This window comes from Streptomyces sp. NPDC039423, assembly GCF_055598725.1.
This window is the reverse complement of sequence record NZ_JBVKAH010000001.1, coordinates 1,101,429-1,121,224: the sequence shown is the minus strand read 5'-3', so window position 1 is coordinate 1,121,224 and position 19,796 is coordinate 1,101,429. Positions and strand designations below refer to the sequence as shown.

At 71.3% G+C, this 19,796-nt stretch carries 18 protein-coding genes; 8 read left to right on the top strand and 10 right to left on the bottom strand.

Annotated elements, in window-relative coordinates; translation table 11 throughout:
• Nucleotides 1–2: 2 nt before the first annotated feature.
• Nucleotides 3–1,418 (bottom strand): Fe-S cluster assembly protein SufB, encoded by a 1,416-nt coding sequence (gene sufB, locus ACZ7LK_RS04985; protein WP_392276315.1) that lies wholly within the window; start codon nt 1,416–1,418, stop codon nt 3–5.
• A complete protein-coding gene (locus ACZ7LK_RS04980) occupies nt 1,415–2,149 on the bottom strand; it encodes a helix-turn-helix transcriptional regulator (protein WP_471138400.1) in 735 nt (244 codons plus the stop codon). The genes sufB and ACZ7LK_RS04980 overlap by 4 nt, the downstream gene beginning before the upstream one ends.
• A gap of 293 nt (nt 2,150–2,442) precedes the next feature.
• Here ACZ7LK_RS04980 and ACZ7LK_RS04975 point away from each other — a divergent pair, with 293 nt between their 5' ends.
• The 3 genes from ACZ7LK_RS04975 (at nt 2,443) to ACZ7LK_RS04965 (ending at nt 5,232) form a co-directional block, all read left to right on the top strand.
• Nucleotides 2,443–3,369: an ABC transporter ATP-binding protein gene (locus ACZ7LK_RS04975; RefSeq protein ID WP_392276313.1), complete on the top strand. Its 927-nt coding sequence runs from the start codon at nt 2,443–2,445 to the stop codon at nt 3,367–3,369.
• Entirely contained in the window at nt 3,366–4,133 is a 768-nt protein-coding gene (locus tag ACZ7LK_RS04970) for an ABC transporter permease (protein ID WP_392276312.1), read from the top strand. Before ACZ7LK_RS04975 ends, ACZ7LK_RS04970 begins: the two co-directional genes overlap by 4 nt.
• Nucleotides 4,134–4,230: 97 nt before the next feature.
• Nucleotides 4,231–5,232 carry a COX15/CtaA family protein gene (locus ACZ7LK_RS04965; protein WP_471138398.1) on the top strand — a complete coding sequence of 334 codons (1,002 nt, stop codon included), beginning with the start codon at nt 4,231–4,233 and terminating at the stop codon, nt 5,230–5,232.
• 77 nt (nt 5,233–5,309) lie between these two features.
• On the opposite strand, the gene ACZ7LK_RS04960 is transcribed toward ACZ7LK_RS04965, so the two are convergent.
• The 3 genes from ACZ7LK_RS04960 to ACZ7LK_RS04950 form a co-directional block, all read right to left on the bottom strand.
• On the bottom strand, nt 5,310–6,389 hold the full coding sequence (locus ACZ7LK_RS04960) for an amidohydrolase family protein (RefSeq protein ID WP_471138396.1): 1,080 nt from the start codon (nt 6,387–6,389) through the stop codon (nt 5,310–5,312).
• A 68-nt stretch (nt 6,390–6,457) separates the two neighbouring features.
• Nucleotides 6,458–6,805, bottom strand: a complete 348-nt coding sequence (locus ACZ7LK_RS04955; RefSeq protein WP_392276309.1) for a hypothetical protein — start codon at nt 6,803–6,805, stop codon at nt 6,458–6,460.
• A gap of 147 nt (nt 6,806–6,952) precedes the next feature.
• Nucleotides 6,953–7,894: a heme o synthase gene (locus ACZ7LK_RS04950; RefSeq protein ID WP_392276308.1), complete on the bottom strand. Its 942-nt coding sequence runs from the start codon at nt 7,892–7,894 to the stop codon at nt 6,953–6,955.
• A gap of 372 nt (nt 7,895–8,266) precedes the next feature.
• On the opposite strand from ACZ7LK_RS04950, the gene tkt reads away from it, so the two are divergent.
• From tkt to pgl, 5 genes are read left to right on the top strand one after another with little or no spacing between them, the layout of a single operon-like run.
• A complete protein-coding gene (tkt, locus tag ACZ7LK_RS04945; RefSeq protein WP_471138393.1) occupies nt 8,267–10,354 on the top strand; it encodes a transketolase in 2,088 nt (695 codons plus the stop codon).
• A gap of 35 nt (nt 10,355–10,389) precedes the next feature.
• Nucleotides 10,390–11,508: a transaldolase gene (tal, locus tag ACZ7LK_RS04940; RefSeq protein ID WP_392276306.1), complete on the top strand. Its 1,119-nt coding sequence runs from the start codon at nt 10,390–10,392 to the stop codon at nt 11,506–11,508.
• Between the two features lie 3 nt (nt 11,509–11,511).
• Nucleotides 11,512–13,044, top strand: coding sequence for a glucose-6-phosphate dehydrogenase (gene zwf / locus ACZ7LK_RS04935; protein ID WP_392276305.1), 1,533 nt, complete (start codon nt 11,512–11,514; stop codon nt 13,042–13,044).
• On the top strand, nt 13,041–14,135 hold the full coding sequence (opcA, locus tag ACZ7LK_RS04930; protein ID WP_392276304.1) for a glucose-6-phosphate dehydrogenase assembly protein OpcA: 1,095 nt from the start codon (nt 13,041–13,043) through the stop codon (nt 14,133–14,135). Before zwf ends, opcA begins: the two co-directional genes overlap by 4 nt.
• Entirely contained in the window at nt 14,132–14,914 is a 783-nt protein-coding gene (gene pgl / locus ACZ7LK_RS04925; protein WP_392276303.1) for a 6-phosphogluconolactonase, read from the top strand. Before opcA ends, pgl begins: the two co-directional genes overlap by 4 nt.
• A gap of 129 nt (nt 14,915–15,043) precedes the next feature.
• Here pgl and pgi read toward each other — a convergent pair whose 3' ends face one another.
• From pgi to tpiA, 5 genes are all read right to left on the bottom strand, one after another.
• The gene (pgi, locus tag ACZ7LK_RS04920) at nt 15,044–16,696 is read right to left on the bottom strand and encodes a glucose-6-phosphate isomerase (protein WP_471138629.1); all 1,653 of its coding nucleotides are present in this window, start codon (nt 16,694–16,696) and stop codon (nt 15,044–15,046) included.
• Between the two features lie 56 nt (nt 16,697–16,752).
• Nucleotides 16,753–17,979: an MFS transporter gene (locus ACZ7LK_RS04915; RefSeq protein WP_469464268.1), complete on the bottom strand. Its 1,227-nt coding sequence runs from the start codon at nt 17,977–17,979 to the stop codon at nt 16,753–16,755.
• A 200-nt stretch (nt 17,980–18,179) separates the two neighbouring features.
• Nucleotides 18,180–18,515 (bottom strand): RNA polymerase-binding protein RbpA, encoded by a 336-nt coding sequence (locus tag ACZ7LK_RS04910; protein ID WP_003957010.1) that lies wholly within the window; start codon nt 18,513–18,515, stop codon nt 18,180–18,182.
• Nucleotides 18,516–18,624: 109 nt separating this feature from the next.
• Nucleotides 18,625–18,855, bottom strand: a complete 231-nt coding sequence (gene secG / locus ACZ7LK_RS04905) for a preprotein translocase subunit SecG (RefSeq protein WP_064073089.1) — start codon at nt 18,853–18,855, stop codon at nt 18,625–18,627.
• A gap of 158 nt (nt 18,856–19,013) precedes the next feature.
• Complete coding sequence (tpiA, locus tag ACZ7LK_RS04900; RefSeq protein WP_392276301.1) at nt 19,014–19,790, bottom strand: triose-phosphate isomerase; 777 nt, start codon at nt 19,788–19,790, stop codon at nt 19,014–19,016.
• Nucleotides 19,791–19,796: the final 6 nt, after the last annotated feature.

The window sequence follows — 19,796 nt, the reverse complement described above, 5'->3', positions numbered from 1 at the left end:
GGTCAGCCCACCGCGCCTTCCATCTGGAGCTCGATCAGCCGGTTGAGCTCGAGCGCGTACTCCATGGGCAGCTCCTTGGCGATCGGCTCGACGAAGCCGCGCACGATCATCGCCATGGCCTCGTCCTCCGACAGACCGCGGCTCATGAGGTAGAAGAGCTGGTCCTCGGAGACCTTGGAGACGGTCGCCTCGTGGCCCATGGACACGTCGTCCTCGCGGACGTCGACGTACGGGTACGTGTCGGAGCGGGAGATCGTGTCGACGAGCAGCGCGTCGCACAGGACGTTCGACTTGGAGCCCGGGGCACCCTCGCCGATCTCGATGAGACCGCGGTAGGAGGTGCGGCCGCCGCCTCGCGCCACCGACTTGGAGACGATGTTGGAGGAGGTGTTCGGGGCCATGTGGACCATCTTGGCGCCGGCGTCCTGGTGCTGGCCCTCGCCCGCGAAGGCGATGGACAGGGTCTCGCCCTTGGCGTGCTCGCCCATCAGGTAGACGGCCGGGTACTTCATCGTCACCTTGGAGCCGATGTTGCCGTCGACCCACTCCATGGTCGCGCCCTCGTAGGCCACGGCGCGCTTGGTGACCAGGTTGTAGACGTTGTTCGACCAGTTCTGGATCGTCGTGTAGCGGCAGCGGCCGCCCTTCTTGACGATGATCTCGACGACGGCGCTGTGCAGCGAGTCCGAGGAGTAGATGGGGGCGGTGCAGCCCTCGACGTAGTGGACGTAGGCGTCCTCGTCGACGATGATCAGCGTCCGCTCGAACTGGCCCATGTTCTCGGTGTTGATGCGGAAGTAGGCCTGGAGCGGGATCTCGACGTGCACGCCCTTGGGGACGTAGATGAACGAGCCGCCGGACCACACCGCGGTGTTCAGCGACGCGAACTTGTTGTCGCCGACCGGGATGACCGTGCCGAAGTACTCCTGGAAGAGCTCCGGGTGCTCCTTGAGCGCGGTGTCGGTGTCCAGGAAGATGACGCCCTGCTCCTCCAGGTCCTCGCGGATCTGGTGGTAGACGACCTCGGACTCGTACTGGGCCGCGACACCGGCGACGAGGCGCTGCTTCTCCGCCTCGGGGATGCCGAGCTTGTCGTACGTGTTCTTGATGTCCTCGGGCAGGTCCTCCCAGGAACCGGCCTGCTTCTCGGTGGAGCGGACGAAGTACTTGATGTTGTCGAAGTCGATGCCCGACAGGTCGGAGCCCCAGTTCGGCATGGGCTTCTTGTCGAAGAGGCGCAGACCCTTCAGCCGCAGCTTCAGCATCCACTCCGGCTCGTTCTTCTTCGCGGAGATGTCGCGGACGACGTCCTCGGAGAGACCTCGCTTGGCGGCGGCACCGGCCGCGTCCGAGTCGGCCCAGCCGTACTCGTACCGACCCAGGCCCTCGAGCTCGGGGTGGCTGATCTCGGTGGTCATGCGGGGTTCCTCCCGGCCGTGCTTGCGGATGCTGTGGGTGTGGTGTGCGGGATGTACGTCGTGCAGACCCCGTCGCCGTGGGCGATGGTGGCCAGTCGCTGCACATGGGTGCCGAGCAGGCGGCTGAAGAATTCCGTCTCAGCCTCGCACAGCTGCGGGTACCGCTCGGCGACGTGGGCGACCGGGCAGTGGTGCTGGCAGAGCTGCTGTCCGACCGGCGCGTTGCGCGCCGTGGCAGCGTACCCGTCCGCGCTCAGGGCCCTGGCGAGTGCCTCGGCCCGCTCCTCGGGCGCCGCGGCCTCGACGGCCTCGCGGTACACCTCCGCCTGGTTCTCCATGCGGTCCCGGGCGAACGCGGCGACGGCGGCTTCCCCGGCGGCACCGCCGCCGGCCGACCGCTCGATCCAGCGCAGGGCGTCGACGGCGAGCGTGTCGTACGACTGGTCGAAGGCGTCCCGGCCGCAGTCCGTCAGGGCGAACACCTTGGCCGGGCGGCCACGGGTGCGGGCCCCGTAGACGCGCTGCTCGCGCGGGGCGACGACGTCGTCGGCGACCAGGGCGTCGAGATGGCGGCGGACGGCGGCCTGAGTGAGGCCGAGCCGCTTGGCGAGCTCGGCCACGGTGGACGGGCCGTGATCCAGGATGGACCGCGCGACCCGGTTGCGCGTGGAGCGCTCCCCGGTCGCGAGTTCCTCCGCTGGAGCCGCGGGAGCCTCACCGACGTTTTTCACAACGCCATTGTTGCGTAATTCCTCAGAACCTGACAAGCGACGTCCTGAGGGGTGGACGGTGCCGTGCATCACTAAGGGAAACCTAACCTGACCTGGGGAAACGAGCAGGGAACCGACCACTTCGGGCCCCGCACCCCCGGTCTGACCTGCCCGTTTTGCCCGGCCGCGGCGGCGTCGGGCCCCCGGGCGGGAGACCGGGCGAAGGACTCCGCCCGGCCCGCGCCCGAGTCCCACCCGTCCCGGGGTCCACCCGCCGGACGGGTGGTCCCGAGCAGCTCTCTAGACTTCCGCCCATGCGAAACGAGTCCGTCGTCCAGGTCCGGGGCCTGGTCAAGCGGTACGGGACCAAGACCGCGGTGGACGGCCTCGACCTCGACGTCCGGGCGGGCACCGTCACCGCCGTCCTGGGGCCGAACGGGGCCGGCAAGACCACCACCGTCGAGACCTGCGAGGGCTACCGCCGCCCCGACGCCGGCACCGTCCGGGTGCTGGGCCTCGACCCGGTCGCCGACGCCGCCCGGCTGCGGCCCCGCATCGGCGTGATGCTCCAGTCCGGCGGCGTCTACTCCGGCGCCCGCGCCGACGAGATGCTCCGCCACATGGCCAGGCTGCACGCCCGCCCGCTCGACGTGGACGCACTGATCGAGCGCCTGGGCCTCGGCTCCTGCGGCCGGACGACCTACCGGCGGCTGTCCGGCGGCCAGCAGCAGCGCCTGGCGCTGGCGATGGCCGTCGTCGGCCGCCCCGAGCTGGTCTTCCTCGACGAGCCGACCGCCGGGCTCGACCCGCAGGCCCGCCGCTCCACCTGGGAGCTGGTCCGCGAACTGCGTGCCGACGGTGTCACCACCGTCCTGACCACGCACTACATGGACGAGGCCGAGGAGCTCGCCGACGACGTCGCGATCATCGACGCGGGCCGGGTCGCCGCCCAGGGCAGCCCCGAGGAACTCTGCCGGGGCGGCGCGGAGAACACCCTCCGCTTCACCGGCCGCCCCGGTCTCGACCTCGGCTCGCTGCTGAAGGCCCTCCCGGACGGCACCGCGGCCGCCGAGCTGACGCCGGGCGCGTACCGCATCAGCGGCACCGTCGACCCCCAGCTGCTCGCCACGGTCACGAGCTGGTGCGCCCAGCACGGGGTGATGCCCGACGGGATCGCGGTCGAGCGCCACACCCTCGAAGACGTCTTCCTCGAACTGACCGGCAAGGAGCTGCGTTCATGAGCGCCGGGACCTACACGCCCGAGCCGGGTGCGGCACCGGTCGGACGGATGATCGCCGCCCAGGCCGTCTTCGAGACGAAGATGCTGCTGCGCAACGGCGAGCAGCTACTGCTCACCGTGATCATCCCCTCGCTGCTGCTGGTGCTGTTCTCGACGGTCGACATCGTCGACACGGGCGGTGGCGAGCCGGTGGACTTCCTGGCGCCCGGTGTCCTCGCGCTGGCCGTGATGTCGACGGCGTTCACCGGGCAGGCCATCGCCACGGGCTTCGAGCGGCGGTACGGGGTGCTCAAGCGCCTGGGCGCGTCACCGCTCCCCCGCTGGGCGCTGATGACGGCCAAGACCGCCTCGGTGCTCGTCACCGAGGTGCTCCAGGTCGCGCTGCTGACCGTGATCGCCCTGGCGCTGGGCTGGTCGCCGCGGGGCAACCCCCTCGCGGTGGCGCTGCTCCTGCTGCTCGGCACGGCGGCCTTCTCGGGACTCGGGCTGCTGATGGCCGGGACCCTGCGGGCCGAGGCGACCCTGGCCGCCGCGAACCTGGTGTTCCTGCTGCTGCTGGTGGGCGGCGGGGTGATCGTGCCGCTGGAGAGGTTCCCGGACGCGGCCCGGACGGTGCTGGAGCTGCTGCCGATCTCCGCCCTGTCGGACGGTCTGCGGGACGTCCTGGCGGGCGGGGCGCCCCTGCCCTGGGGGCCGGCCGGGATCCTGGCGGTCTGGGCGGTGCTCGGGCTGGGCGCGGCGGCCCGCTTCTTCCGCTGGGAGTAGGCGCGGCGGACCGTACGGGCCCCGGGAGCGGGCACGGCGGCGGCCGTACGGGCCCCTGGAGCAGGCTCGGCGGGCTGTACGGGCCCCTCGTGAATCCATGCACAAGCGGGCGCCTACGATAGGGGGCGTGTTGACCCCCCTCGCCTATATCGCCCAGCGCTGGACACCCTCCCCCAAGACGGTCCGGCGCGCCGCGCTCTCCGCCGTCGTGATGAGCGTCGTCATCGTCGTCACGGGTGGTGCCGTCCGGCTGACCGGTTCCGGTCTCGGCTGCGACACCTGGCCCAAGTGCACGGACGACAGTCTGTTCGCCACGCCCGAGCAGGGCATCCACGGCGCGATCGAGTTCGGCAACCGGATGCTGACGTACGTCCTGTCGGCGGCCGTCGGCTGGGCGATCGTCGCCGCGCGCGCCGCCAAGCCGCGGCGGCGCGGGCTGACCCGGCTCGGCTGGGCCCAGTTCTGGGCCGTGATGAGCAACGCGGTGATCGGCGGCATCACGGTGTGGACGGGCCTCAACCCGTGGAGCGTCGCCGGGCACTTCCTCGCCGCGAACGCCCTGCTCACCCTCGCCACGCTCACCTGGGTGCGCGCCGGCGAGGGCGACGGCGCGCCCCGGCCGCGGGTCCCGGGCCCGGTGCGCAAGCTGGGCTGGACGCTGGTGGTCGTGGCAGGCCTGCTGGTCGCCGCGGGGACGACGGTGACGGGCTCCGGCAAGCACGCGGGGGACAGCAGCGACGTCCCGCGCATGCCGTTCGACTTCGCCACGATGGCCCATGTCCACGCCGTCTTCGCATGGATGGTGTGCGCCCTGGCACTGGCGGTGTTCTTCGTCCTGCGCGTGGTGGACGCCCCGGACGACACCCGGGCGCGCGCCCGTGACCTGCTGCTGGTGCTGCTGGCGCAGGGCGGGATCGGGTACGTGCAGTACTTCACCGGGGTGCCGGAGGTCCTGGTGGCCCTGCACATGCTGGGCTCGTCCCTGATGTGGATCGCCGTGCTGCGGCTCGCCCTGAGCCTCCGCGAGCGGCCGCCGGCGGACCCGGGCGCGGGCATCCCGGCCCAGCAGGCGGACGCGGCGCTGAGCCCGGCGGCCTGACCCGGCGGCGGGCGGGCGCTGGGCGACGGGCCCCGGCCCGCCCCAGCCCGGCCCGGCCGGCCCCGAGCGAGCCTGCCCTAGGCCAGCCGGTAGACCCGCCGGGCGTTCCCCGCCGCGATCATCTCGGCGACCCGCTGGGCGTCCCGGCGGGACCACGAGCCCTCGTGGACGAAGTCGGCCAGCACCCGGCCGAGGGCCTCGCGGAACACCCGCGCGCCCACCACGTGCAGTTCGGGCAGCCCCCGCGCACCGCTGGAGAACAGCAGCTTGCCGAACGGCGCGAGCTCCAGGGTCTCCGCCAGGACGGCCGCCGCCCGCGCCCCGGTCCGCGCGAGCGCGGGCCCCAGGTCGGCGTACACGTGCGGGAACACGCCCGTCAGGTGCGCGGCCTGCCGGTGGTACGGATAGCCGTGCAGCAGCACCAGGTCGGTGCCGAGCCCGGCGGTGGCCTCGGCGAAGTCGCCGAGCGTCATGGGGTCGTGGTGGCCGAGGCGCAGTTGCAGGGGCCGCCCCGAGGCGACGGCGATCCACAGCAGGTGGCGCAGCAGTACGGGGTCGGTGAGCGTCCCGCCGGCCCGGCGGCGGGCCAGCCAGCGCCCGGCGGCGCCCCGCACCTCGCCGGGGCCCGGGGGCGCGGGCGCGAGGGCGAGCCCGTGGCGCACGGCGGTCGCGGAGGTGAACGCGACGGCGGTGACGGCGGCTCCGTGCACGGCCTCGGCGAGGTTGGCGAGCAGCGCGTCCACGCTGCCGGAGGTGTCGGCGACCTGCTCGGCGAGCGGTTCCAGGCGGACGATCTCGTGGGCCCGGGCGTCGCCGGCGGCGGCGAGCTCGACCGGTCCGGTGAGGTCGCCGGGCAGGCCGGTCTCCACGAGGTAGGTGGAGATGCCGGTGGCGCGCAGCAGCCGGCGGCCGGCTTCCAGGGCGCCGAGTTCACGGCGGCGGGCCAGGTAGTGGGCCGGCGGGCAGTGCGGTTCGAGGCCGAGCAGGGGCGGGCACCAGCGCCGTACGGCGAAGCCGGTCTGCGTGTCGAAGAAGGTCGTGCCGGCCGCGGGGGGCCCGGCGGACCGGCCGAGCAGGGTCTCGAAGGTGCCCAGGCCCAGCTCCGTACGGAGCACCCCGTGGCAGTACTGGTCCACCAGCGTCGGGGTGTCGATCATGCGGGGGCTCCCTGCGATGGCTGAACCGTCACAGGTCCTAACGGGTGAGCCCCGCCCAAGGTGTTGCCTCAGTCGTTCGAGGGTCCGCCGACCTGGATGCCGGCCATGCGGCTCCACTCGTAGCGACCCGTGCGGACCTTGGCGGCGAGGTCGCCGTCGAAGGACTCGTGGAGGGTGAGGCCCGCCTTCTCGGCCGCGCTCCTGGCGACTTCGTGGGTGGGGGCCACGAGGTCGCCCCAGCCGCCGTCCTCGCCGACGAGCACGATGCGGGTGCCCATCTGCCCGATGTACGCGAGCTGGCCCTCGGCGCCGCCGTGCTCCTGGGAGAACGTCCGGATCCGCTTGGCGAGCCGCGTGGCCTTGCGGTCGGCCTTGGCCTCCGCCTGGGTGGTGTCGCCCTGCTTGGTGTCTGCCATGAACAGGATGCTACCCACCAGTAGGGGAACTCGCCAGAGCCGGCCCCAGGGGTGCCCGGCCGATCATGCCGGGCCGATCGACGAGAGATCCCCTAGGGAGCGCGCGTGCAGGACACCGCGGGCCAGGCGAGACTTTCCGGACACGACCTAGCGCAGGAAGGGGTCCACGGCGACCGCCACGAACAGCAGCGACACATAGGTGATGGACCAGTGGAACAGCCGCATCTCCTTGAGCTTGCCGCCGGTCTCGCCGGCCTTGGCACGGCTCTGGAGCGCGTGCGCCTCCCACAGCCACCAGCCGCCGGTGGCCAGGGCCACCGTCGTGTAGAACCAGCCGGTGTAGCCCAGCGGCGTCAGCAGCAGCGAGACGGCGACCATCACCCAGCTGTAGAGGACGATCTGGCGGGCGACCACCCTGTTGGAGGCGATGACGGGCAGCATGGGCACGCCCACGCGCGCGTAGTCCTCCTTCACCTTCATCGACAGCGGCCAGTAGTGCGGCGGCGTCCAGAAGAAGATGACGAGGAAGAGGACGACGGCGGCCCAGGACACCGTGTTCGTGACCGACGACCAGCCGATCAGGACCGGCATGCAGCCGGCGATGCCGCCCCACACGATGTTCTGCGCGGTGCGCCGCTTGAGGATCATCGTGTAGACGACGACGTAGAACAGCAGCGCGCCCAGCGACAGCCAGGCGGACAGCCAGTTGACGAGCAGCCCGAACCAGAGCGTGGAGACGACGGCGAGGGTGAGGCCGAAGACCAGCCCCTCGCGCGGCGAGACCATGCCGGTGACCAGTGGCCGCTGCGACGTCCGGTCCATGAGGGCGTCGATGTCGCGGTCGATGTACATGTTCAGCGCGTTGGCGCCGCCGGCCGAGAGGTAGCCGCCCAGGCAGGTGGCGAGCACCAGCCACAGGTCGGGCACGCCCTGCTCGGCCAGGAACATCACGGGAACCGTGGTGATGAGCAGCAGCTCGATGATCCGCGGCTTGGTCAGCGCCACGAAGGCCTTGACGCGGGCCCCGAATGGCCGCTTCCCCGTGCTCGTCCCGAGCACACCCGCCGGACGGGATTCGACGGCCGTCACGCACACCCCTGACAGAGACATCCCAGCGAGTCGCTCCGGGCATGAGGGCCCTCGGGGCCGTGAAGACCGGGTAAAGACTCGCGCGTACCACGCCACTCTAGACGTTGCCCATACCTCGCTCTCCGCGGGGGTGGGTCGTGTTGGAGAGGGCACCGCAAAGGGTGGTTTCCACGCTCGGATGAGCGATCGGATGAGCGGCTCCGTATTCACTTGCCAAAAGCCGTAGGGCCCAGTCAGGAGGCGGATCCCGGCCGACCCCGGCAGTCTGGAATGACTCGAAAAAATGGACGTTCTCACGGGGGTAGGCTCGACAACGGCCGGTGGGATCTACGTCACCGGCATTCGACATGTGGAGAGGAGCCCTGACCCAGGGTGAGCACCAAGCCGACCACCACAGACCTCGAGTGGACCGAGTTGGACCAGCGGGCCGTCGACACCGCCCGCATCCTGGCCGCCGATGCCGTACAGAAGGTCGGCAACGGCCATCCCGGTACGGCCATGAGCCTGGCCCCGGCCGCGTACACCCTCTTCCAGAAGGTGATGCGGCACGACCCGGCGGACGCCGACTGGACCGGGCGCGACCGTTTCGTGCTGTCCGCCGGACACTCGTCCCTGACGCTGTACACCCAGCTCTACCTGGCCGGCTTCGGCCTGGAGCTGGACGACCTGAAGGCCTTCCGCACCTGGGGCTCGAAGACCCCGGGCCACCCGGAGTACGGCCACACGGTGGGCGTCGAGACGACGACCGGCCCGCTGGGCCAGGGTGTCGCCAACGCCGTGGGCATGGCCATGGCCGCCCGCTACGAGCGCGGCCTGTTCGACCCGGAGGCCGCTCCCGGCACCTCGCCGTTCGACCACTTCGTCTACTGCATCGCCGGTGACGGCTGCCTCCAGGAGGGCATCTCCTCCGAGGCGTCCTCCACGGCCGGGCACCAGAAGCTCGGCAACCTGATCCTGCTGTGGGACGACAACCACATCTCGATCGAGGGCGACACGGAGACGGCCGTCTCCGAGGACACGATGAAGCGGTACGAGGCCTACGGCTGGCACGTCCAGCGCGTGGAGCCCAAGGAGAACGGCGACCTCGACCCCGAGGCCCTTTTCCGTGCCCTCCAGGCCGCCAAGGCGGAGACCTCGCGCCCGTCGTTCATCGCGATGCGCTCGATCATCGCGTGGCCCGCCCCGAACGCGCAGAACACCGAGGCCGCCCACGGCTCGGCGCTCGGCGACGAGGAGGTCGCGGCCACCAAGCGCGTCCTGGGCTTCGACCCCGAGAAGTCCTTCGAGGTTTCGGACGAGGTTATCGGCCACACCCGCCGGGCCCTCGACCGCGGCCGCGAGGCCCGCGCGAAGTGGGAGAAGCAGTTCCAGGAGTGGCGCACCGCCAACCCGGAGCGCGCCGCCGAGTTCGACCGCATCGCCGCGGGCGAGCTGCCCACGGGCTGGGAGGAGAAGCTCCCGGTCTTCGAGACGGGTAAGGGCGTCGCCACCCGCGCCGCCTCCGGCAAGGTGCTCCAGGCGCTGGGCGCGGTCATCCCCGAGCTGTGGGGCGGTTCCGCCGACCTGGCCGGCTCGAACAACACGACGATCGACAAGACGTCGTCGTTCCTCCCCGAGGGCAACCCGCTGCCGGAGGCCGACCCGTACGGCCGGACCATCCACTTCGGTATCCGCGAGCACGCCATGGCCGCGGAGATGAACGGCATCGCGCTGCACGGCAACACCCGGATCTTCGGTGGCACCTTCCTGGTGTTCTCCGACTACATGCGCAACGCCGTCCGCCTCTCGGCGCTGATGCACCTGCCGGTGACGTACGTGTGGACCCACGACTCCATCGGTCTCGGCGAGGACGGCCCGACGCACCAGCCGGTCGAGCACCTGGCCTCGCTGCGCGCCATCCCGGGCCTGAACATCGTCCGCCCGGCCGACGCCAACGAGACGGCGATCGCCTGGCGCGAGATCCTGCGCCGCTGGACCAAGGAGTTCGGCAAGGGCGCTCCGCACGGCCTCGCGCTGACGCGTCAGGGCGTGCCGACGTACGAGTGGAACGACGACGCGGCCCGCGGTGGCTACGTGCTGTTCGACGCGGACGGCGGCGAGCCGCAGGTGGTGCTGATCGGCACCGGCTCCGAGGTGCACCTGGCCGTCCAGGCCCGCGAGCAGCTCCAGGCCGCCGGCATTCCGACCCGGGTGGTGTCGATGCCGTCCGTCGAGTGGTTCGAGGAGCAGGACCAGGGGTACCGGGATGCCGTGCTGCCGCCGTCGGTGAAGGCGCGCGTCGCGGTCGAGGCCGGGATCGGTCTGACCTGGCACCGGTTCGTCGGTGACGCGGGTCGCATCGTGTCGCTGGAGCACTTCGGTGCTTCGGCCGACGGCAAGGTGCTCTTCCGGGAGTTCGGCTTCACCGCCGAGGCGGTTGCCGCCGCGGCCAGGGAATCCATCGAAGCCGCAGCGCGCTGACGCCGGTACACGAACTAGTAGGAGATGCAATTCTCATGACAGACGCACTCAAGCGCCTCTCCGACGAAGGCGTCGCGATCTGGCTGGACGACCTGTCCCGCAAGCGGATCACGTCCGGGAACCTCGCCGAGCTGATCGACCAGCAGCACGTGGTGGGCGTGACCACCAACCCGTCGATCTTCCAGAAGGCGATCTCGCAGGGTGACGGGTACGACCAGCAGCTCACGGACCTCGCCGCCCGCGAGGTGACGGTCGAGGAAGCCATCCGCATGATCACGACCGCGGACGTGCGGGACGCCGCCGACATCCTGCGCCCGGTCTTCGACGCCACGCAGGGCCAGGACGGCCGGGTGTCGATCGAGGTGGACCCGCGCCTGGCGCACAACACCCGGGCGACGGTCGCCGAGGCCAAGCAGCTGGCGTGGCTGGTCGACCGGCCGAACACGCTGATCAAGATCCCCGCCACCGAGGCCGGTCTGCCGGCCATCGCGGAGGTCATCGGCCTGGGCATCAGCGTCAACGTCACGCTGATCTTCTCGCTGGAGCGCTACCGCCGGGTGATGGAGGCCTACCTCATCGGCCTGGAGAAGGCCAAGGAGCGCGGCCTGGACCTGTCGAAGATCCACTCGGTGGCCTCGTTCTTCGTGTCCCGCGTGGACACCGAGATCGACAAGCGACTGGACGGCATCGGCACCGACGAGGCCTCGGCGCTGCGCGGCAAGGCCGCCCTCGCCAACGCGCGACTGGCCTACGAGGCGTACGAGGAGGTGTTCTCCTCCGACCGCTGGGCGGCCCTGGACAAGGCGCAGGCCAACAAGCAGCGTCCGCTGTGGGCGTCCACGGGCGTCAAGGACCCGGCGTACAAGGACACGCTGTACGTCGACGACCTGGTCGCGCCGGGCACGGTGAACACCATGCCCGAGGCCACCCTGGAGGCCACGGCCGACCACGGTTCGATCACCGGGAACACCATCGCCGGTACGTACGACCAGGCGCGCGCCGACCTCGCGGCCCTCGAGAAGCTCGGCATCAGCTACGACGAGGTCGTGCAGCTGCTGGAGGACGAGGGCGTCGACAAGTTCGAGGCGTCCTGGAACGACCTGCTCAAGTCGACCGAGGCGGAGCTCAAGCGCCTCGCCCCTTCGGAGGCGTAAACCTTGAACGCAGTTCATGGAGCGAATCCGCTCCGTGACGCCGCAGACCGACGGCTCCCGCGCATCGCGGGGCCGTCGGGCCTGGTGATCTTCGGCGTCACGGGCGATTTGTCCCGGAAAAAGCTGATGCCTGCCGTGTACGACCTCGCCAACCGGGGCCTGCTCCCGCCGGGCTTCTCGCTGATCGGGTTCGCCCGTCGCGAGTGGCAGGACGAGGACTTCGCGGACGAGGTGTACCAGGCCGTCAAGCAGCACGCCCGCACGCCCTTCCGTGAGGAGGTGTGGCAGCAGCTCAGCCAGGGGATGCGCTTCGTCCAGGGCAACTTCGACGACGACGAGGCGTTCGAGACCCTGAAGAAGACGATGGAGGAGCTGGACCAGGCGCAGGGCACCGGCGGGAACTTCGCGTTCTACCTCTCCGTACCGCCCAAGTTCTTCCCGGTCGTCGTCCAGCAGCTCAAGAAGCACGGGCTGGCCGACGAGAAGGACGACTCCTGGCGCCGCGCGGTCATCGAGAAGCCGTTCGGGCACGACCTGGCCTCCGCCAAGGAGCTCAACGGGATCGTCCACGAGGTCTTCTCGCCCGACCAGGTCTTCCGCATCGACCACTACCTGGGCAAGGAGACCGTCCAGAACATCCTGGCGCTGCGGTTCGCCAACACCCTCTTCGAGCCGATCTGGAACCGGTCGTACGTCGACCACGTGCAGATCACCATGGCCGAGGACATCGGCATCGGCGGCCGCGCCGGGTACTACGACGGCATCGGCGCCGCGCGTGACGTCATCCAGAACCACCTCCTCCAGCTACTGGCGCTGACCGCGATGGAGGAGCCCGCCTCCTTCGACGCGGACGCGCTCGCGGCCGAGAAGACCAAGGTGCTGGGCGCGGTGAAGCTGCCGAAGGACCTCGGCAAGTCCACCGTGCGCGCGCAGTACGCGGCCGGGTGGCAGGGCGGCGCGAGGGCCGTCGGCTACCTGGAGGAGGACGGGATCGACCCGCAGTCGAAGACCGACACCTACGCCGCGGTGAAGCTGGAGATCGACAACCGCCGCTGGGCGGGCGTCCCCTTCTACCTGCGTACCGGCAAGCGGCTCGGCCGCCGGGTCACCGAGATCGCGGTCGTCTTCCAGCGCGCCCCGCACTCCCCCTTCGACCACACGGCGACGGAGGAGCTGGGCCAGAACGCCCTGGTCATCCGCGTCCAGCCGGACGAGGGCGTGACGCTGCGGTTCGGCTCGAAGGTGCCGGGCACGTCGATGGAGGTCCGGGACGTCTCGATGGACTTCGCGTACGGCGAGTCCTTCACGGAGTCCAGCCCCGAGGCGTACGAGCGGCTGATCCTCGACGTCCTGCTCGGTGACGCCAACCTCTTCCCGCGCACGGAGGAGGTCGAGCTGTCCTGGAAGATCCTCGACCCGATCGAGCAGTACTGGGACCGCCACGGCAAGCCCGCGCAGTACGAGTCCGGGACCTGGGGTCCGGCCGAGGCGGACGAGATGCTCGCACGAGACGGACGGAGCTGGCGCCGGCCATGAAGACCGACCTGACGGACACCACATCCAGCAAGATCAACAAGGCGCTGGTACTGGGGCGGCGCGCCATCGGTACACCTGCCATAGGCATGGTGCTCACCCTCGTCATCGTCACGGACGAGGAGAACGCCTATGACGCGCTGAAGGCGGCCAACGAGGCGTCCCGCGAGCACCCCTCGCGGACCCTGGTGGTCATCAAGCGCCCGTCGCGTTCGCCGCGCGACCGGGCGAACGCGCGCCTGGACGCCGAGGTGCGGCTGGGCGCGGACGCCTCCACCGGCGAGACGGTGGTGCTGCGGCTGTACGGCGAGGTCATCGACCACGCCCAGTCGGTGGTCCTGCCGCTGCTGCTGCCGGACGCCCCCGTGGTGGTCTGGTGGCCGGTGGCCGCGCCGGCCGATCCGGCCAACGACCCGCTGGGCGCCCTCGGGCAGCGGCGCGTCACCGACTCGTACGCCTCCGAGCACCCGGTGCGGGAGCTCGCGGCGCGGGCGGCGGCCTACACCCCGGGCGACACGGACCTGTCCTGGACCCGCATCACGCCGTGGCGTTCGATGCTGGCGGCGGCCCTGGACCAGGTGACCTGCGAGGTCACGTCCGCCGAGGTCGAGGGCGAGGAGTTCAACCCGAGCGTGGAACTGCTGGCCATGTGGCTGGCGGACCGGCTGAAGATCCCGGTGAAGCGCTTGGCCTCGTCGGGGCCGGGCCTGACGGCGGTGCGGATGGAGACCACCTGTGGTCCCATCGTGCTGCACCGGCCGGACGCCTCGCTCGCCACCCTGTGCATCGAGGGCCAGCCGGACCGCGCGGTGGCGCTCAAGCGCCGGGAGACCTCCGAGCTGATCGCGGAGGAGCTGCGGCGCCTCGACCCCGACGACACCTACGCCTCGGTGCTGCGGTACGGGGTCGACCGGCTGGGTCACCCCGAGCGGCCGGCGGCCGGGGGTGCGAAGGGCTCCACCGCGGCGAACGCCTCGGACGCCGCTCCCGACGGTGCCGCGGACGGCTCCGGTGACTCCGGTGGCGCGTCGGGTGGTTCCGGGGACAAGCCCGCCGCGAAGAAGGCCCCGGCCAAGAAGGCGGCGGCCAAGTGAGCGCACCGCGGCTGGTGCTCCACCGGGACAAGGAGCTGATGGCCCAGGCGGCGGCGGCCCGCCTGATCACCGCGGTCGTGGACGCCCAGGCCGCCCGCGGGACCGCCTCCGTGGTCCTGACGGGCGGCCGCAACGGCAACGGCCTGCTGGCGGCGCTGCGTTCGTCCCCCGCCCGGGACGCGATCGACTGGTCGCGCCTCGACCTGTGGTGGGGGGACGAGCGGTTCCTCCCGGAGGGCGACCCGGACCGCAATGACACCCAGGCCCGTGAGGCGCTGCTCGACAGCGTCCCGCTGGACCCGGCGCGGGTGCACACCATGCCCGTGTCGGGCGGGGCTTACCGTACGGACGCGGACGCTGCGGCCGCCGCGTACGCGGCGGAGCTGGCCGCGGCCGCGGGACCCGACGACCACGGCCCGGTGCCGGCGTTCGACGTGCTGATGCTGGGCGTCGGCCCGGACACGCACGTCGCCTCGCTGTTCCCGGAGCTCCCGGCGGTGCGGGAGACCGAGCGCATGGTGGTGGGCGTGCACGGCGCGCCGAAGCCGCCTGCCACCCGGATCTCGCTGACCCTGCCGGCGATCCGGGCGGCGCGTGAGGTGTGGCTGCTGGCCGCGGGCGAGGACAAGGCGACGGCGGCGGCGATCTCGCTGTCGGGCGCGGGCGAGGTGCAGGCCCCGGCGGCCGGCGCCTACGGCCGGTCGCGGACGCTGTGGCTGCTGGATCAGGCGGCCGCCGCGCGGCTCCCGCTGGCCCTGTTCCCGGAGGCCACTCTCTGACGGCTGCCCGGACGGCGGGCGGCCCGGCCGCGCCGCGGTCGCGTGGTGGTCGCCTCGTGGCGAAGGCCCGGTTCACCCTGATGGGTGGACCGGGCCTTCGGTCGTCCGCGCCGGCTCAGCGGCGTCGGGTCACCGGCCGCGAAGGGTCCGGTAGCGCGCGGCCAGCGCGGCGGTGGAGCTGTCCAGCCGCTCACCGCCCTCGCCCTCGGTCAGCACGGGCTCGATCCTCTTGGCAAGGACCTTGCCGAGCTCGACGCCCCACTGGTCGAAGGAGTCGATGTTCCAGACGGCGCCCTGGACGAACACCTTGTGCTCGTAGAGCGCGATGAGCTGGCCCAGCACGGACGGGGTCAGCTCGTCGGCGAGGATCGTGGTGGTGGGGTGGTTGCCGCGGAAGGTCTTGTGCGGCACCAGCTCCTCCGCCACGCCCTCGGCCCGGACCTCGTCGGGCGTCTTGCCGAAGGCGAGCGCCTGGGTCTGGGCGAAGAAGTTGGCCATCAGCAGGTCGTGCTGGGCGACCAGGCCGGGCCGGAGCTCGGCGACCGGCTGGGCGAAGCCGATGAAGTCGGCCGGGATCACCTTGGTGCCCTGGTGGATGAGCTGGTAGTAGGCGTGCTGCCCGTTCGTGCCGGGGGTGCCCCAGACGACGGGGCCCGTCTGCCAGTCGACCGGGCGGCCATCGCGGTCCACGGACTTGCCGTTGGACTCCATGTCGAGCTGCTGGAGGTAGGCCGTGAACTTCGACAGGTAGTGGCTGTAGGGCAGGACCGCGTGCGACTGGGCGTCGAAGAACGCGCCGTACCAGACGCCCAGCAGGCCGAGCAGCAGCGGTGCGTTCTCCTCGGGCGGGGCGGTGCGGAAGTGCTCGTCGACCAGGTGGAAGCCGTCGAGCATCTCCCGGAACCGGTCCGGTCCGACGGCGATCATCAGGGAGAGGCCGATCGCGGAGTCGTACGAGTAGCGGCCGCCGACCCAGTCCCAGAACTCGAACATGTTGGCCGTGTCGATGCCGAAGTCCTGGACCTTCTCGGCATTGGTCGACAGGGCCACGAAGTGTTTGGCCACCGCGTCCTGACCCGCCCTCAGCTCGGTGAGGAGCCAGTCGCGGGCGGAGGTGGCGTTGGTGATGGTCTCGATGGTGGTGAACGTCTTCGACGCGATGATGAAGAGCGTCTCGGCCGCGTCCAGGTCCCGGACCGCCTCGTGGAGGTCGGCGCCGTCCACGTTGGAGACGAAACGGACCGTCAGGTCCCGCCGGGTGTAGGAGCGCAGCGCCTCGTACGCCATCGCCGGGCCCAGGTCGGAGCCGCCGATACCGATGTTGACGACGTTCTTGATGGGCTTGCCGGTGTGGCCGGTCCACTCGCCGGAGCGGACCCGCTCGGAGAACGCGGCCATCTTGTCGAGCACCGCGTGGACACTCGGCACCACGTTCTCGCCGTCGACCTCGATCACGGCGTCGCGCGGGGCGCGCAGCGCCGTGTGGAGGACGGCCCGGTTCTCGGTGGTGTTGATCTTGTCTCCGCGGAACATGGCGTCCCGCAGCTCCGCCACCCCGGTGGCGGCGGCGAGTTCGCGCAGCAGTCGCAGCGTCTCGTCGGTCACCAGGTGCTTGGAGTAGTCCAGATACAGGTCGCCGACCCGCAGCGTGTACGCGGTGCCGCGCGCCGGGTCGGCGGCGAACAGTTCGCGCAGCTGTGTGTGTCCCAGCTGCTCCCGGTGCTTGCCGAGGGCGGTCCACTCGGGCATCCGGTTGAGCCTCGTGCGGCCTTCTGCGTTCATCTCGGACATCAGCCCACTTTCTCGTACCTGCCTGCTTGCCCCGCTGCCCCTCCAACCTAATTGATCTGCCGCCCCAACGAGGCGACGGCGACCGCGAACAGCGCGGCCGCCAGCAGGGCGGGACCGCCCCCGCCCCACGCCGCCGCTGCCGCGCCGCCCAGCAGGGCGCCGAGCGGGGCGCCGCCGATGGCCAGGGTGCGGAACGCGGCGCTGATCCGGCCGAGCATCTCCGCCGGGCTGCGCTCCTGCATCAGCGTCACCTGGTTGACGTTCCACACCATGCCCATGAGGCCGAAGACCGCCAGGGCCACCAGCGCCACCCACAGCTCCCGCACCGACCCCAGGACGGCCAGCGCCCCGGTCTGGACGACACCGGCGAGGAACACCGCCCGTATCCGGCCGGTCCGGTCGGCGATCCGGCCGGCCACCGCGCCGCCCGCCACGCTGCCCACGCCGTAGGCCGTGAGGGCGGCCGCGTACCCGCCGTCACCCGCGCCGAGCCAGCCGGTCATGTGCAGCACCAGGGTGGCGACCAGGGCGCCCACGCCCAGGTTGGCCAGCGTCGTCGCCACGCACAGCCGGCGCTGCGTCCGGTCCCGCCACAGGACCCGCAGCCCCTCGGCCATCTCGGCGCGCAGGGTGGAGCCGTCCCGGCGGGGCGGCCGCTTTGGCGCCGGCACCCGCAGCGAGGCCACCAGCAGGGCGGCCACCGCGTACGAGGCCGCGTCCGCCGCGTACGGCACGGCGTCGCCCGCGAGCAGCAGCACGGGCACCAGCGGGGCCACCAGGAGGCCGCCCACGATCTGTTGGCCGGTCAGGAGCCGGGCGTTGGCGCCCGCGAGGGACTCGGCGGGCACCAGGGACGGCAGCAGCGACGTGGCCGCGTTGTCGAAGAGCGTCTGGAGCGTGGTGAGCGCGAAGGCGAGGGCGAGGAGCAGGGCGACGGAGGCGTGCCCCAGGGCGACCACGACGGCGAAGGCCGCCATCAGCCCGCCCCGGACGAGGTCGACGGCCCACATGGCGCGCCGCTGGTCGACCCGGTCGGCGACGGCCCCGCCCACCAGCCCGAACAGCAGCCACGGCAGATGGCCGCACGCGGTCACCGCGGCGATCAGCAGCGGCTCGCGGGTCAGTGAGACGGCGAGCAGCGGCATGGCCGCCGTACGCAACGAGTCCCCGGCCTTGGACACCACGGCGGCCGTCCACAGCCGTCCGAAGCCGCCCCGCCACGCCGGTACCCGCCGGACATCCCTCGTCGTCCTCGTCGTCCCCGTCGTCGCCACTGCCGCCCCCCGTACGCCGGATGATCCGTTCACCCATGACGGTAGGGGGCGCCACTGACAACGCCGGGCGGAGCCGGTGGCGGAACGGCCGGGAAACGACGGAACGACGGAAAGGACGGTAAGGACGGTAAGGACGGAAAGGACGGCGGGAACACGTCGGGCCCTGCCGGTGGAATCCACCTACAGGGCCCTCGACCGCTCTAGATCTCGCCTCGGAGTTTGGCCAGCGCCTCGGCCAGGATCGCCTCGCCGTCCGCGTCGCTGCGCCGCTCCCGTACGTACGCGAGGTGCGTCTTGTACGGTTCGGTGCGCGGCGGGTCCGGGGGGTTGTCCCGGTCCTGGCCTGCCGGGAACCCGCACCGCGGGCAGTCCCAGGTGTCGGGGACCTGCGCGTCACTCGCGAAGCTCGGCTGCGTCTCGTGCCCGTTCGAGCACCAGAAGGAGATGCGGAGCCGCGGTGCGGACTCGCCCCGCTCGGCCTCCCCCATCGGCCCCGCGCCGACCCGGCTTCCCCGGATCGCGTTGCCACTTGCCACGGTTGTAACTCCCTGCGTGATGGTGCTCGAAGATGCCCCAGTCTACGTAAGGCCCAACGCGCGTCCAGTGATTGGAGTTACACCCCGCACCGGACGTGGAACCGAGACGTCAGTTGTCCAGTTTGATCAGGAGAGCAAGTACGACAATGCACGCGAACCACAGCAGACCGACGACCACGGTGATGCGGTCCAGGTTGCGCTCGGCGACCGACGAGCCGCCGACGGACGACTGCATGCCGCCACCGAACATGTCGGAGAGGCCGCCGCCCTTCCCCTTGTGCATCAGCACCAGCAGCATCAGCAGCGCGCTGAAGACGATGAGGGCGATCGAGAACCCCATAACCACGGCTGGACCCTACTTCCTGGCAATTCTCGGATGACACGGACCATCGGACTTCCACCGACGACGGGGGCCCAGGCTCCGTGGAAAGAGCCTCGGCCCCCGCAAGGGTACGACGATTCCGCCCTACCGCATACTCACCGGCAGGGGGACCACACTCACTGGTCGCGGAATCGGACGATCTTGACGAACTCGTCGGCGTCCAGCGCCGCGCCGCCCACCAGGGCGCCGTCGACGTCGGGCTGCGCCATGATCGCGGCCACGTTCGAGGCCTTCACGGAGCCGCCGTACTGGATGCGGACCTTGTCGGCCAGCTCCTTGGAGTACAGCTCGGCGAGCCGCCCGCGGATGGCCCCGCAGACCTCCTGCGCGTCCTCGGGGGTGGCGACCTCGCCGGTGCCGATGGCCCACACCGGCTCGTAGGCGATCACGATCGTCTCGGCCTCCTCGGCCGGGACGTCCTTCAGACCGCCGTCGAGCTGCGCGAGCGTGTGGGCGACCTGGTTGCCGGCCTTGCGGACGTCCAGGCCCTCGCCGACGCAGAGGATCGGCACCAGGCCGTGGCGGAAGGCCGCCTTCACCTTGGCGTTGCAGAGCTCGTCGCTCTCGCCGTGGTACTGCCGGCGCTCGGAGTGGCCGACGGCCACGTAGGCGCACTTCAGCTTGGACAGCATCACACCGGAGATCTCACCGGTGTACGCGCCGGAGTCGTGCGCCGAGACGTCCTGGGCGCCGTACTTGATCTTCAGCTTGTCGCCGTCGACCAGGGTCTGCACGGAGCGCAGGTCGGTGAAGGGCGCGAGGACGGCGACCTCGACGGCCTCGTAGTCCTTGTCGTTCAGGGCGAAGGCGAGCTTCTGGACGTGGGCGATGGCCTCGAGGTGGTTGAGGTTCATCTTCCAGTTGCCCGCCATCAGCGGGGTACGGGCGGTCATTGAGGG